Origin of the sequence: Nostoc sp. DedQUE09 (assembly GCF_034530915.1) — a bacterium.
Classification (GTDB): domain Bacteria; phylum Cyanobacteriota; class Cyanobacteriia; order Cyanobacteriales; family Nostocaceae; genus Nostoc.
The window spans coordinates 77,628-89,858 of the sequence record NZ_JAVRCE010000029.1; the positions used below are offsets into that span (position 1 = coordinate 77,628).

Annotated in this window: 13 protein-coding genes; 5 read left to right on the forward strand and 8 right to left on the reverse strand. The window is 41.7% G+C overall.

From position 1 onward, the window contains the following. The first annotated feature begins 151 nt into the window (after positions 1–151). Positions 152–1,246 (forward strand): 30S ribosomal protein S1, encoded by a 1,095-nt coding sequence (locus RMY27_RS19130; protein ID WP_322665866.1) that lies wholly within the window; start codon positions 152–154, stop codon positions 1,244–1,246. 232 nt (positions 1,247–1,478) lie between these two features. Next, on the forward strand, positions 1,479–2,213 hold the full coding sequence (locus tag RMY27_RS19135; protein ID WP_322665868.1) for an HAD family hydrolase: 735 nt from the start codon (positions 1,479–1,481) through the stop codon (positions 2,211–2,213). A 624-nt stretch (positions 2,214–2,837) separates the two neighbouring features. On the opposite strand, the gene RMY27_RS19140 is transcribed toward RMY27_RS19135, so the two are convergent. From RMY27_RS19140 to RMY27_RS19160, 5 genes are all read right to left on the reverse strand, one after another. Then, entirely contained in the window at positions 2,838–3,455 is a 618-nt protein-coding gene (locus RMY27_RS19140) for a DUF4231 domain-containing protein (RefSeq protein ID WP_322665870.1), read from the reverse strand. 9 nt (positions 3,456–3,464) lie between these two features. Continuing rightward, positions 3,465–4,211: a hypothetical protein gene (locus RMY27_RS19145; protein WP_322665872.1), complete on the reverse strand. Its 747-nt coding sequence runs from the start codon at positions 4,209–4,211 to the stop codon at positions 3,465–3,467. Between the two features lie 386 nt (positions 4,212–4,597). Continuing rightward, positions 4,598–5,701: an AI-2E family transporter gene (locus RMY27_RS19150; protein WP_322665874.1), complete on the reverse strand. Its 1,104-nt coding sequence runs from the start codon at positions 5,699–5,701 to the stop codon at positions 4,598–4,600. 129 nt (positions 5,702–5,830) lie between these two features. Continuing rightward, a complete protein-coding gene (locus tag RMY27_RS19155; RefSeq protein WP_322665876.1) occupies positions 5,831–6,265 on the reverse strand; it encodes an NUDIX hydrolase in 435 nt (144 codons plus the stop codon). Between the two features lie 21 nt (positions 6,266–6,286). Beyond that, positions 6,287–6,703, reverse strand: coding sequence for a hypothetical protein (locus RMY27_RS19160; RefSeq protein ID WP_322665878.1), 417 nt, complete (start codon positions 6,701–6,703; stop codon positions 6,287–6,289). 309 nt (positions 6,704–7,012) lie between these two features. Here RMY27_RS19160 and folD point away from each other — a divergent pair, with 309 nt between their 5' ends. The 3 genes from folD to RMY27_RS19175 all read left to right on the forward strand — a co-directional run bounded on the left by folD (position 7,013) and on the right by RMY27_RS19175 (position 9,758). Continuing rightward, the gene (gene folD / locus RMY27_RS19165; protein ID WP_322665880.1) at positions 7,013–7,900 is read left to right on the forward strand and encodes a bifunctional methylenetetrahydrofolate dehydrogenase/methenyltetrahydrofolate cyclohydrolase FolD; all 888 of its coding nucleotides are present in this window, start codon (positions 7,013–7,015) and stop codon (positions 7,898–7,900) included. A 156-nt stretch (positions 7,901–8,056) separates the two neighbouring features. Beyond that, positions 8,057–8,989 carry a geranylgeranyl diphosphate synthase CrtE gene (gene crtE, locus RMY27_RS19170; protein WP_322665882.1) on the forward strand — a complete coding sequence of 311 codons (933 nt, stop codon included), beginning with the start codon at positions 8,057–8,059 and terminating at the stop codon, positions 8,987–8,989. A gap of 313 nt (positions 8,990–9,302) precedes the next feature. Next, positions 9,303–9,758 carry a divergent PAP2 family protein gene (locus RMY27_RS19175; RefSeq protein ID WP_094350479.1) on the forward strand — a complete coding sequence of 152 codons (456 nt, stop codon included), beginning with the start codon at positions 9,303–9,305 and terminating at the stop codon, positions 9,756–9,758. A gap of 291 nt (positions 9,759–10,049) precedes the next feature. On the opposite strand, the gene RMY27_RS19180 is transcribed toward RMY27_RS19175, so the two are convergent. The 3 genes from RMY27_RS19180 to RMY27_RS19190 all read right to left on the reverse strand — a co-directional run bounded on the left by RMY27_RS19180 (position 10,050) and on the right by RMY27_RS19190 (position 12,092). Continuing rightward, positions 10,050–10,709, reverse strand: a complete 660-nt coding sequence (locus RMY27_RS19180) for a hypothetical protein (RefSeq protein ID WP_322665884.1) — start codon at positions 10,707–10,709, stop codon at positions 10,050–10,052. A 271-nt stretch (positions 10,710–10,980) separates the two neighbouring features. Further along, complete coding sequence (locus RMY27_RS19185; RefSeq protein WP_322665886.1) at positions 10,981–11,310, reverse strand: MgPME-cyclase complex family protein; 330 nt, start codon at positions 11,308–11,310, stop codon at positions 10,981–10,983. Positions 11,311–11,372: 62 nt separating this feature from the next. Then, complete coding sequence (locus RMY27_RS19190) at positions 11,373–12,092, reverse strand: SnoaL-like polyketide cyclase (RefSeq protein ID WP_322665889.1); 720 nt, start codon at positions 12,090–12,092, stop codon at positions 11,373–11,375. Between the last annotated feature and the right edge of the window lie 139 nt (positions 12,093–12,231).

Here is a 12,231-nt window from a genome sequence, read left to right on the forward strand (position 1 = left end):
TCCAATCTTGGGAGTAGATATGTGTTAATGCTAGCTTTTCTGCGCTAGGATGAAAAAGGATGTTTTGTGTAAGCTGCTATAGTACTGCTTACATCGCGCATCGCGCTTGTCGCACCACCTTTACGGAGACTAGAACCAGGAACAAATCAGCATGGTCAATCAGAATTTAACCGCTACAGAAATTGGATTCACTCACGAAGATTTCGCTGCTCTACTTGACAAATACGATTATCATTTTAGCCCTGGCGATGTTGTACCAGGAACAGTTTTCAGTATAGAGCCGCGCGGCGCTCTGATTGACATTGGTGCTAAAACCGCAGCATATATACCCATACAAGAAATGTCTATTAACCGGGTGGATAGCCCGGAAGAAGTATTACAGTCAAACGAAACACGCGAATTTTTTATCCTTACTGATGAAAATGAAGATGGTCAATTAACCCTTTCCATTCGCCGTATTGAATATATGCGGGCTTGGGAACGCGTGCGACAGCTGCAAGCAGAAGATGCGACTGTCCGTTCTGGCGTATTTGCAACCAATCGCGGTGGAGCATTGGTACGAATTGAGGGATTACGTGGCTTTATTCCAGGTTCCCACATCAGTACCCGCAAACCTAAAGAAGAATTGGTAGGTGAGGATCTGCCATTGAAATTCCTAGAGGTAGACGAAGAACGAAATCGTCTTGTTCTATCTCATCGTCGGGCGCTAGTTGAACGCAAGATGAACCGCCTAGAAGTCGGCGAAGTAGTAATTGGTACTGTTCGTGGTATCAAACCCTACGGTGCTTTCATCGACATTGGCGGCGTCAGTGGTCTACTGCATATTTCTGAGATTTCTCACGAACATATTGATACACCTCATAGCGTGTTCAATGTCAATGATGAAGTGAAAGTTATGATCATTGACTTGGATGCAGAAAGGGGTCGCATTTCCCTATCTACCAAGCAGCTAGAACCCGAACCCGGCGACATGATTAAAAACCGGGATTTGGTTTACGATAAGGCGGAAGAAATGGCTGCTAAGTATCGCGAACAGCTATTAGCCAAGCAGCAAGGTGCTACTGCTGCGGCTACACCTGCGGAAGTTCTTGCAGACGAAGATATTCCATCAGCAACAGAACTTGACGAAGATATTCCGGCAGCAGCAGAACTTGACGAAGATATTCCAGTAGTTGCGGCAATTGAAACAGAGATTCCAGCAGCGACGGAAATTGAAGAGGAAATTCCAGCAGCTATTGAAGACTAATAGATTTTTTATAGTTTTACTTGTCTTGGAGTAAGAGTATCAAATCATTTTATAAAGAGGGTTTTTCCCTCTTTTTTTATGTGGAGAATCGGTGAGAGTGAAGAGTTGGGAGACGCGATTGATTAATCGCGTCTGTACAAGAGGTGGGAGTAGAGACGCGATTAATCGCATCTGTACAAGAGTTAGGAATAATAACTCTTAACTTCTAACTAAATAAGTGGGGTGAAATATTATGGCAACCATTCAATGTAGAAATATCACTTTTGATAATATCCAAGCAATTTTGTTTGACAAAAACGGTACTCTAGAAGATTCAGAAACGTATTTGCGATCGCTAGCACAAAAGGCAGCAAGATTAATAGATGCTCAAATCCCTGGGACTGGGGAACCTTTATTGATGGCATTTGGTATCAATGGCAATCTTCTAGATCCCGCAGGTTTAATATCAGTAGCGAGTCGCCGTGAAACAGAAGTTGCGGCTGCGGCATATATTGCCGAAACTGGAAGAGGATGGTTTGAGTGCTTAAAAATAGCTCGTCAAGCTTTGGATGAAGCAGAAAAATACATTGGACAAACTCCTTCACCACTTTTTGTAGGTAGCCTAGAAATTTTGAAATACCTGCGAGATGGTGGGCTAAAGCTTGGTATCCTCTCGGCTGCGACAACTCAAGAAGTACGTAATTTTGTAGCCAATCACCAGTTAAGCGATTATATCCAGTTGGAAATGGGAGTAGATGAGGGGCCGAGTAAACCAGATCCCGTTCTATTTTTGCAAGCTTGTCAAGCTTTGGGAGTTGAACCGAATGCTACCTTGATGGTGGGTGATGCAGTTGGTGATATGCAAATGGCACGTAATGCTAAAGCCGCAGGTTGTATTGGTATCACTTGGGTAGGTAAACCAGATAATGTCCGAGGTGCGGATGTGGTAATTAATCAACTTGATGAAATCAAGATTTTAGAGGATTAATTTAATGTGAGTTCGATGAACTCAAAAAACGGCAGTTGGGGCCTTTTCTGCCACATTAGTTTTCAGATGGCATAGAAATCATCTACGTCCCAGAATTTCTGTGTGAAATCAATCAAGATACTATAGTGTCCATCTATACCTGAGAGTAATACCAATTCAAAAAATATTTACGACAGATAAGGCATTTAGGATGAAATCATAACCAGTCAAAGAAGCAGCAATTTTAGGAGTCAGTTCAGCTAGAAGTTGAGCAACCTTGGTTGGCAGATGCTCCAGGTTATCAAATAACTCCCATTTCAGGTCTTGCTTGAGATCGTTCCCAGACGCACTCTATGGGGTTAAGTTCAAGAGAATGGGCTGGCTGAAACAACAGAATAGACCTGTCTTGAAAATAAGGCAGAAGGCAGGAGGAAAAGACATTTTCATTGTTCCTTGTGAGCGTAGCTCATGGAGTCTCTTGCAAAAATCCTTGAATCACCCCTCCCCAACCCTCCCCGTATGTATTGGGGAGGGGGCAAGATTTCAAGTTTACCGCCAATATATCGGGGGGATAAAGGGGGTTTATCTTTATTTCTAAGTATTATTATGTTTTTATCTAATATCAAAGAATTTATTGAATCAATTTTATGCTTCGTCTTTCTTCTCTTCTAAATTGGTTATTTTTGTATTTTGGGGAAGGATATATTCTTCCTGACTATGTTTTTCTTCTTTCTTTTCTTGTACAACTTGAGTGGCATATATTTCCACATCTCGCTGAATAATATCTTCTACATGACTTGCAAATAGATTAAATGCCTGTTCGTGGCTTGGATAAATACGATAAGGGCCAGTCAACTGTGAGAATTGCCACCCTTGGGTTTTCAAAGACTCAACTGTTCGGCGATAGTGTCGCCAGCGTTCTCCATAGTGAAAAAACTCTTCAATGGCAGCACTGATAGCAACTAATTGGCTCAGACCAAAAGTTGACCACATAATGATATTCCTATTGCTATTGTTAGGTTTAAAATTAGTGTTAATATTTAGACTTACCAATGCTGGAAGAATTACACCACCAATAATCGTTGTTATCCGTAAAAAATAATGGCGATCGCGCGATAAATTCGCCTTATTTTCCATCCAAAGTACTTGTTCTAACCAGCGCGATCGCAAAAAATGTTTTTGCATATCACCTAAGTTAATCTCTGCAAATAATTTGTTAAAATCTTCTTTTAAAAAATCGTGATAACTATCTTTTTTTGCCATTTTTTACTCCTAATTAGAAAGTAACCCTTTAATTACTTTGCCTAAATTCTCAACTCCTTTCTCTATGTCGAGTAAGTCGATGTATTGTAATGTACCAGATTTAGCTAGCTTTTTGGCTCGTTCATCACTAGCCTTTCCACGCAAAGCATCTGCAAGTATATCTGCGGTTCTACCACTACCAGCAATCACAATAACTAACCTTCCACTATCAACGCTAGAAAACGCATCCTTAAAGGTAATTTCGCCACCGTTCAAGAGTAGTGTCATCGAAGGTGCATCATTGGCCAGCATAGTCGCAACGCAAGATATCCAAGGAGACTCGTCGCCCCAATCATTACCAGGAACTAGCACAAAATGAGTATGGTTTGGCTCTAAGGGTATTAAATCAGCAGCAGTTTCCGAATGATTAGGTAAAGCCACTTTGCTTTCGGGTGTCACACCAACCAAAGCAAACTTAGCACCTATCTGGGTACGAGCCGCACCCATCATTCGCATAATTCCTACATCCGTACCTCCATCCACGACATAAGCCCCTAAAGTTTCGGCAATGGGGGCTAAAACTTCCACAAACAAGCGTTGAATTCGGAGAAAGTCAGCTTTACTGATGTTACTTGCACCCCCCACTACTACTAAAACAGGACGCGAACCGCCAAGCCCTATTTCCTCAAGAGCATTTGGCAATTCTGCTTGCTGCTTAACTTGAGTAGCTAATGCTGTTTGCCCATTATCAAAGGTAAGTTTTAAACAACTTTTCATTTTTTAAAAATACTGACTGCTTAGGTTTTCCAGCGTAGTGCTTCGCAGTCATTTTCTGCAAGTGTTGTATTCCGTTCTCACATGAAGAATAAGGAATTTTATGATGTTTTTGTAGGGGTTGCTCGTTAATTAATGTGCTACCAAATTTGCTCTTATATGTAAATAGCGAGACTTGCTGTGGTAACAGAGCTTTGTTATTTGCGTAGTGTTTCGTAGAAAAGTGCAGACTACACTTATATTCAAGTTTTTTACGATAATTTTACTTACTGGAAAATTTTTGATGCACAAATTAATAGCTTCTTGTTTGTTAGCATCATAAATTAGAATTTTACGCTTTATTTATGGGCAAAATCACCAGTTTGTAAATTAATCTGAATGATTGGATTTTAACTATAAGTTCCTGCTCTATCACTTATTACCGTAACAGGCTCTGACTGTATATCCTCTATCTTATTAAACTCTCCAGCCCGCCAGCTATCTGTTATATCCTTGATAAAACTGGCAATCGGGATCGCAATTAACAAACCCAGTACTCCTCCCAACTTTGCGCCCAGCAATAAAGAAATTACCACCCACACAGGATTTAAGCCAGTCAAATTGCTGAGAATTCGAGGTGCAATAATATTAGAATTAATTTGATCGATCGCAACAGCTACACCTAAGACTTCCACCCCTAACCAAAAATTTTGCAGCGCTACCAACAAACTTACTATGGCGATACCGACTCCTGTACCAAAAGGGAAAAGTGAAAATAAGCCAATACCAATACCAAACAATAGAGCTAAGGGAACTTGCAGTGCTAAAAATACCAGTGTAATTGTCACCCCTAACACAGCTCCTAATGTTGCTTGACCGATGAAGTAATTGTGGAAATCCTCTCGCAGTAATTCCCGTACTCTTGACCCAATATTAGGAGGAAACCACTGAAAAATTCCGTCCCAAAGACGTTCACCATTCAATATTAGGTAAATAGTCAACACTACTGCCAGCAGCACATTGAGGACAATACCAATAGTATCGACAGCAAAACCAAGAATTCTACCAGTGAAGGACTGAAGTTGGTTAGATAATCGTTCCAGAACTTGGGTAAATAAACCACTTAAATTAATCGGAAGTTGCTGTTGACTTAACGCCCAATCCTGAAAAGCTTGGAGTTGCTGAGTACCAGAATCAATCCAACTAGGCAAAATATTAGCCAGTTCAACAAGCTGTTGAATAATCAGAGGAACCAAAGTGATGCCTAAAGCTACTAAAACTACCAGAGTTAAAAGCAACACTCCTCCGATCGCTAAGTTGGGTTTCACCCCTTGTTCCTGGAGAAACTGGATTGGATAGTTCAAGACAAAAGCTAGCAGGATGGCGGCGGCAATAATGCTAACTAAGGGCTGAAAATACTGTATAACCTGGAGCAATAGCCAGCCGTTGAGAATGGCAATGGGAAATGCCAATCCTATAGTCAACCATCGCGGCAGTTTGTTTGCTGATTGCATTAGTGATGACCTCATAAGAGTTCGTTCTAACTTTATTTTGGCTTCTAGGGGTGTGAAGAATGGGGGACGAGGGAGTAGGGGAAGAAGAATTAATAATCAATGTCCAATGACAAATGACTTATCCCCAAATTATGTTGGATTTTTCTCAATAAAATCCAACATAATTTTTTGATGCATTGCCCCTAAAGGTCGCACTTCGCCAGCATTTTGTGAATAACAGTTACCTTGACGAATATCTTCTGGCGTAAATAACGCCATATCCCAGCCCTCATTCAGAACCAGTTGATTTAATTCCACCAAGAGTGGTGCATGAAAGACATGACGGACAACTCTTTCGTTGGGATAACAGCCAAATTCAAGAAAGGGTGGTAAATCATAGCCGATTTCTTCTAAGATTTCTCGTTTTACCGCTACATCCGGCGTTTCACCAGGTTCGATGTGACCGCCAAACAGCGCCCAGTAACCAGGGTAGAGAATACCGGGGATGTTGTCACGCAGTTGCATAAGAAACTTGTTTTTCTGGTAGAGAATTGCGATCGCTACGTGCACCTGTTGATTGTTCATGTCTTTATTTTTAATTGCGGATTATTCTTCTTCTAAATAAACTTCCCCCAATTCTTTGCCAGCTAAGGGGATACTTCGGTAGCGAACTTTACCCTTAATTACAACTTCTGAACCTTCACCCAGATTTTTTTGATTGGTGACTACCCAAATTTTGCCTGTTGAGTCCTTAATTTTATAAGCCCACTGTTTGATCAGGGGAGCTTGCTTTTCTACCTGACCTTGGATGTAAACTATAGCCTGATTGTCTTGTTTTGGTTTAATTTCTCCAATTGGAGTGACATTTGTCCCAATTTTTAAGCCAGCACCACGCAAACCAGGCGATGTGAAGTTACCACAACTACAAAGTCCTGTTATCAGAAAAAAAGTCAACCCCAAACGGTAAGGAACAATACTGTGCCCGTACAAGAACGAAAAAGATAAATTTCTTATTTGTCGCATAAAAGCCACCGATTTATTTATTTTGGGCATTTGGCACAAGAGGCAGAGGTGCAAAGGCGAAAGACTTACTGCAACTTATTTCTCCCTGCTCTTCTGCTCCTCTGGTCCTCTGCTCCCTCACTCCCACTCTCCCAATTCTTTATTCTTCAGATGATGCCGTTGATCTGAGAAAATAAACATTATGAATTTACTGTGAGAGAAACGCTACGACATCAAACAGCAACACAATAATAGTCGAAAGTCAAGAGTTAAAAATCAATATTTTCATTTTGGACTTTGGACAACAAGCGAACATAGCTGGAAATTTTCATGGAAACAAAAACTGCCAAACTCCTTGATGGGAAAGCAATAGCAGCAAAAATTCAGCAAGAACTTTCTGTTGCGATTACACAATTACAACCAAAAATTGGACGGCCACCTGGTTTAGCAGTGTTGATGGTTGGTGATAACCCAGCGTCAGCCGCTTATGTACGCAATAAAGAAAAAGCCTGCGCTAAAGTTGGGATCGCTTCTTTTGGTAAGCATTTTCCTACCCAAACTACCCTTGAGGAGTTAGAAGAGGTAATTGCTGCACTCAACCACGACGAAAGAGTGGATGGCATTCTTGTGCAGTTGCCCTTACCTAACCACCTGGATGCTGTAACTCTGCTACATCAAATTGATCCCGATAAAGATGCTGATGGACTGCACCCAGTTAACTTGGGGCGATTAGTGCGGGGAGAAAACGGTTTACGTAGCTGTACCCCGGCTGGTGTGATGCGCCTTTTACAAGAATATGAGATTCCTTTGCAGGGAAAACAGGCAGTAGTAGTGGGGCGCAGTATTTTGGTGGGTAAACCGATGGCGCTGATGCTATTAGAAGCTGATGCCACAGTCACGATCGCTCACTCGCGATCGCATGACCTAAAAACCATCACCCAAAATGCTGATATTCTAATTGCAGCAGTAGGTCGTCCCGGATTGATCTCTGCTGATATGGTGAAACCCGGCGCTGTTGTGGTAGATGTGGGGATGAATCGCGTCACCGATGCTAATGGCAAAAGTCGTCTTATTGGCGATGTCCATTTTGAATCAACCGCTGATGTTGCAGGATTTATCACCCCAGTTCCTGGTGGTGTTGGCCCGATGACTGTTGCCATATTGTTGGAAAATACATTTGCTAGCTATTCCAGAGCGGCAAAAGAAGAAAGAGAGTGAAAGTTAAAAGTTATTCTTAACAACTCTTAACTCCTAAATCCTGTACAGACGCGATTAATCGCGTCTCTGCTCCTAACTTTTCATTTTTTTCAGCCCCACAGCACCTTAAAATTGTGACGTATAACGCAAAAATCGCAAAATGTTAGGAATTAAAGAATGGTAGCAACTGATAACGTGCAAAAGACACCACCAGAGGAAGCCACATTTAACTTAGCAGGCTATCTAAAAGAGCGACAAAAGCTTTGTGATAATGCTTTGGATCGGGCTATCCCAGTCATTTATCCAGAAAAGATTTATGAGGCGATGCGCTACTCGTTATTAGCTGGAGGTAAGCGCATACGTCCCATTCTTTGTCTTGCCACTTGTGAAATGATGGGTGGAACCATCGAAATGGTCATGCCAACAGCTTGTGCTGTGGAGATGATCCACACAATGTCGTTGATTCATGATGACCTCCCAGCGATGGATAATGACGATTACCGCCGTGGCAAGCTGACAAATCATAAAGTCTATGGTGAAGATGTAGCGATTTTGGCTGGGGATGGCTTGTTGGCTCTTGCTTTTGAGTCTGTTGCCATTCAAACCCCCCAAAGCGTTAAGAGAGAGGTAGTCTTGCAGGTTATTGCCCGTCTTGGTCGGGCGTTGGGGGCAGCTGGTTTGGTCGGCGGTCAAGTTGTCGATTTAGAGTCGGAAGGTAAATCTGATATTTCCCTAGAAACCCTAAATTTCATTCATAAACACAAAACTGCCGCCCTCTTGGAAGCTTGCGTAGTTTGTGGCGGGCTGATTGCTAATGCATCACCTGAAGATGTGCAACGACTAACCCGTTATGCTCAAAATATTGGGCTAGCATTCCAAATCATCGATGATATTTTGGATATCACTTCTACCCAAGAGCAATTAGGTAAAACAGCTGGCAAAGACCAAAAAGCCCAAAAAGTTACCTATCCCAGCCTTTGGGGACTTGAGGAATCGCGCTCAAAAGCCCAAGAACTAGTTAAAGAAGCTTGCGTGGAATTAGAACCATTTGGAGACAGAGCCAAACCACTCCAAGCGATCGCTCATTTTATTACCAGCCGTAATAATTAGTAACGCTTTAGGTAATTCGTAATACTTCTTTACGAGAGGCTGCGCTCAGTACAAGTTCGTAATTCCTATACCGCAAGCGTTTCATTGATTGGGAATGAGTAGTTTATTTACACCATACTGTACTACTACTGCCCAACGAAATTAAAAATTCACTGATTCAAAATTACAAAAGCTTATCACGTAAGCTTTGAGGTTATTTTGAATCGCTGGTCTTTTTCTAACGTAATAGATTAATTTAGGAATTTTGGGTTGAATCTAAATGTTTCCTCAACCAACAACTGCTGCTAATATTTACTAACCTAACCAAAATAACATGCAGGACATAGGCAACATTTTAGACAACCGGGTGCTGCTGGTTGCTCTGGTAGCTTGTTTAATTGCTCAAGCATTAAAGCTCGTAGTTGAAATAGTCAAACATCGCAAATTGAACGTGCGTGTTTTGGTGACAACCGGAGGTATGCCCAGTGCCCATTCGGCTCTGGTTACGGCTCTAGCCGCTGGTGTAGGCCAAACACTGGGTTGGGCATCTCCTGATTTTGCCGTTGCGATCGTTTTTGCCATCATTGTCATGTATGATGCAGCCGGAGTTCGTCAAGCGGCTGGTAAGCAAGCTCGTATTCTCAATCAAATGATTGATGAATTATTCCATGAAAAACCAGACTTTAGCCAAGACCGTCTGAAAGAATTACTCGGACATACACCAGTTCAGGTAATCGCTGGGTCGGCTTTGGGTATAACTATCTATTGGTTAGCTAGGTCTGCTTATTGAACTAGGGCAATAAATCTTTGTTTGAGCGGATATTGATAATTAGTAATTGGTAATTTGTCAATCAAATTTGGATTTTGGATTTTAGATTTATCCCATGAATAAATTCAGGGGATTAAGGATGAAAGGATTTGTTACAAATAACTTGTTTCTCACAGAGCGAGTATAAATATATTCGCTGAAAACCCTTTTAAATTTTGAATTTAAAATCCAAAATTTAAAATCCAAAATTAGGTCAATTGACAAATTACCAATCTGGTAGATCGCATCAGGATGCCAGTGAAGTTAATATTACTAAAATCGCACAGTCGAGCGCAGTAGAATCACCTTACGACTATCTACTAGGCTGGCAACGAAACCGCCATTGTTTAGCTTTTGCAATGTATTATAAGCTTCAGTTTGGTTAGTGGTATAAACTGCTAGCAGGTAAGGGCGTTGTCCATAAGAAACAAAACCGACGTTACCTCCGACTACTTGCTGCACATTATTTACTAATTCTGGGCGGTTGTAATAATCTACCAGTACTGCATAACCTTCTCCTAATGCTTGAGGATTATAGCTGACTGTCTGCTGAGGTGGTTTTGGCTGTGACTGTGGCTGCGGCTGCACATCTGCCGTTGTTGTTGGCCGAGTGGTAATTATGGCAGACAAGCCAACAATATTGCTGACATATCTTGCCCAACGATTGGCATCGTCAATTTTATTAAAACCCCCGACTCGCGTCACGGTTTCGTTGAGATATTTGCAGGTGATAGTTTTAAGTTCGGGTGGTAAGGCACTACGTAACTGCTTTTGATTATTTGCTGTGGGACTGACTACTAATAAAAGATACTCACCCGCATTTGGTGGTTGACAAGAGGGAATGGTTTTTTGAGCAAGTACAGAACTCATACCACCAATCAACCCTACAATCGCTAATCCTAAAACACTTGGTAAATTCTGAAATCTATGCACAAAAGTTAGATTATGTAAATTAAGGTGTCTTAGAAGATTTTATAAGAAAAAAGCTGAAAACCTAGCTACTTCAGTATGGTGATGAAATATGTGTCAAAAAATATATTTTGTTACTCAAAAATAAAATTAGGGAATGGGGAAGAGGCAGAGGGGCAAGGGAGCAGGGGAGCAGAGGAGACAAGGGGACAAGGGAGAATTATTGAACAACTCTCTCCCTGTCTCCTTTATCTTCCTTGTTTTTTTTCCATGCCCAATGTCCAATGCCCTATGCCTAAGATACGGTAACTAACGATGCTAAAGCATCTGGTATTGCCTCAGAAGGAGCCTGAAATTCGCCAGTAATAACGTACTCTAAACGCAGTTTTAACCAAGTAATAAATTGAGGATTTGTAGAAATAATGGCTACTGCTGGTTGGGGACACTTTGCTTTTAGCTCTTTAAACTGCGGTGTTTCCAAGAAAGCTGGTTGCTCAACCAACCAAAAATCTATTTGTTTTTCTTGTTCGTGGTAGTTACGGGTGCGTTCTTTGAGAACTTCGTGTATCGGTTCTTCTTCGAGAAGAAAGCGGTGACTTGCCAAAACGTAATGGTATGTTTGCATTTTCATCCTTTGGTTGCTATGTGAATAATTTCAGGGCACAGTAACTCTGTACCCTGACAAAACTAACTTTTCTGGGATTTCTTGAACCAAGAACTGAACGGACAAGCACTTTTCTGGTTTTCAGATTTTGTCTGTTTGCCACCAGATGTTAGCTTTTCCAAGAACAGATTATTGTCGAAGTAGTGTTCTAAGGAAATAATCTTCAAGTCATCGGTAACTTTGGCAATGGTCATGCCGATAATTTCTAGCGTCTCTCCAGTAGGTGCATGGTCTTTGTATTCTCCGTTAAAATGTCCCCAATGCCGCCATTTAAATGTTACATTCGGCGGCCCTGAGAAAACTTCCAGTACTTCCCAAGGAAATCCTTGGGGAAATGTTGTGTGGAAGACTTTTGCGGATGATTCAAAGCTTTCTTCTGAAGCTTTATAATGCTCTGAATCAGCCATAAATAAATTGTAAGTACCTTGGGCTGATAAATCTGCTGCGGTATACTCTGCTCCGCCATTGGTACTTACGCGAAAGTTCTCATTCACTATAGATAACCACTCTTGCGGGTTAGCTTTGAAAGATACCTCCATCTCGAAGGTTCTCACCAAGTTTTGCACGATCGCTTCCAGTGTGCCTTCAAGATGATTGTAGGTGCTTTCTTTCGCAAGATTCTCATTTGAACGGGAATAATCAGGCGGTGTCTGATAGCGCCACTCGACATCAGTGCTTTCTGCTATCACCTTATCTCTATTCTGTACCCAAAGTGGCAGGTTGTTAGATTGTGTTGCGCTCATAGAAGTTTTTGCTGAAGATTTGATCCCAATTTCTAGATTTCGCAGTGACAACCCCTCTTTCTAAGATGCGGAGTGGGCGGGGAGAGGGAGCAGGGGAGCAGGGGAGCAGGGGAGCAGGGGAGCAGGGGAGCAGGGGAGC

Excerpts from the sequence above, each read along its gene's own strand:
- RMY27_RS19155 (WP_322665876.1), bottom strand. The coding sequence starts at position 6,265 with ATGAACAATCAACAGGTGCACGTAGCGATCGCAATTCTCTACCAGAAA.
- RMY27_RS19145 (WP_322665872.1), bottom strand. The coding sequence starts at position 4,211 with ATGAAAAGTTGTTTAAAACTTACCTTTGATAATGGGCAAACAGCATTA.
- RMY27_RS19150 (WP_322665874.1), bottom strand. The coding sequence starts at position 5,701 with ATGCAATCAGCAAACAAACTGCCGCGATGGTTGACTATAGGATTGGCA.
- RMY27_RS19175 (WP_094350479.1), top strand. The coding sequence starts at position 9,303 with ATGCAGGACATAGGCAACATTTTAGACAACCGGGTGCTGCTGGTTGCT.
- RMY27_RS19130 (WP_322665866.1), top strand. The coding sequence starts at position 152 with ATGGTCAATCAGAATTTAACCGCTACAGAAATTGGATTCACTCACGAA.
- RMY27_RS19185 (WP_322665886.1), bottom strand. The coding sequence starts at position 11,310 with ATGCAAACATACCATTACGTTTTGGCAAGTCACCGCTTTCTTCTCGAA.
- RMY27_RS19160 (WP_322665878.1), bottom strand. The coding sequence starts at position 6,703 with ATGCGACAAATAAGAAATTTATCTTTTTCGTTCTTGTACGGGCACAGT.
- crtE (WP_322665882.1), top strand. The coding sequence starts at position 8,057 with ATGGTAGCAACTGATAACGTGCAAAAGACACCACCAGAGGAAGCCACA.
- RMY27_RS19140 (WP_322665870.1), bottom strand. The coding sequence starts at position 3,455 with ATGGCAAAAAAAGATAGTTATCACGATTTTTTAAAAGAAGATTTTAAC.
- folD (WP_322665880.1), top strand. The coding sequence starts at position 7,013 with ATGGAAACAAAAACTGCCAAACTCCTTGATGGGAAAGCAATAGCAGCA.
- RMY27_RS19190 (WP_322665889.1), bottom strand. The coding sequence starts at position 12,092 with ATGAGCGCAACACAATCTAACAACCTGCCACTTTGGGTACAGAATAGA.
- RMY27_RS19135 (WP_322665868.1), top strand. The coding sequence starts at position 1,479 with ATGGCAACCATTCAATGTAGAAATATCACTTTTGATAATATCCAAGCA.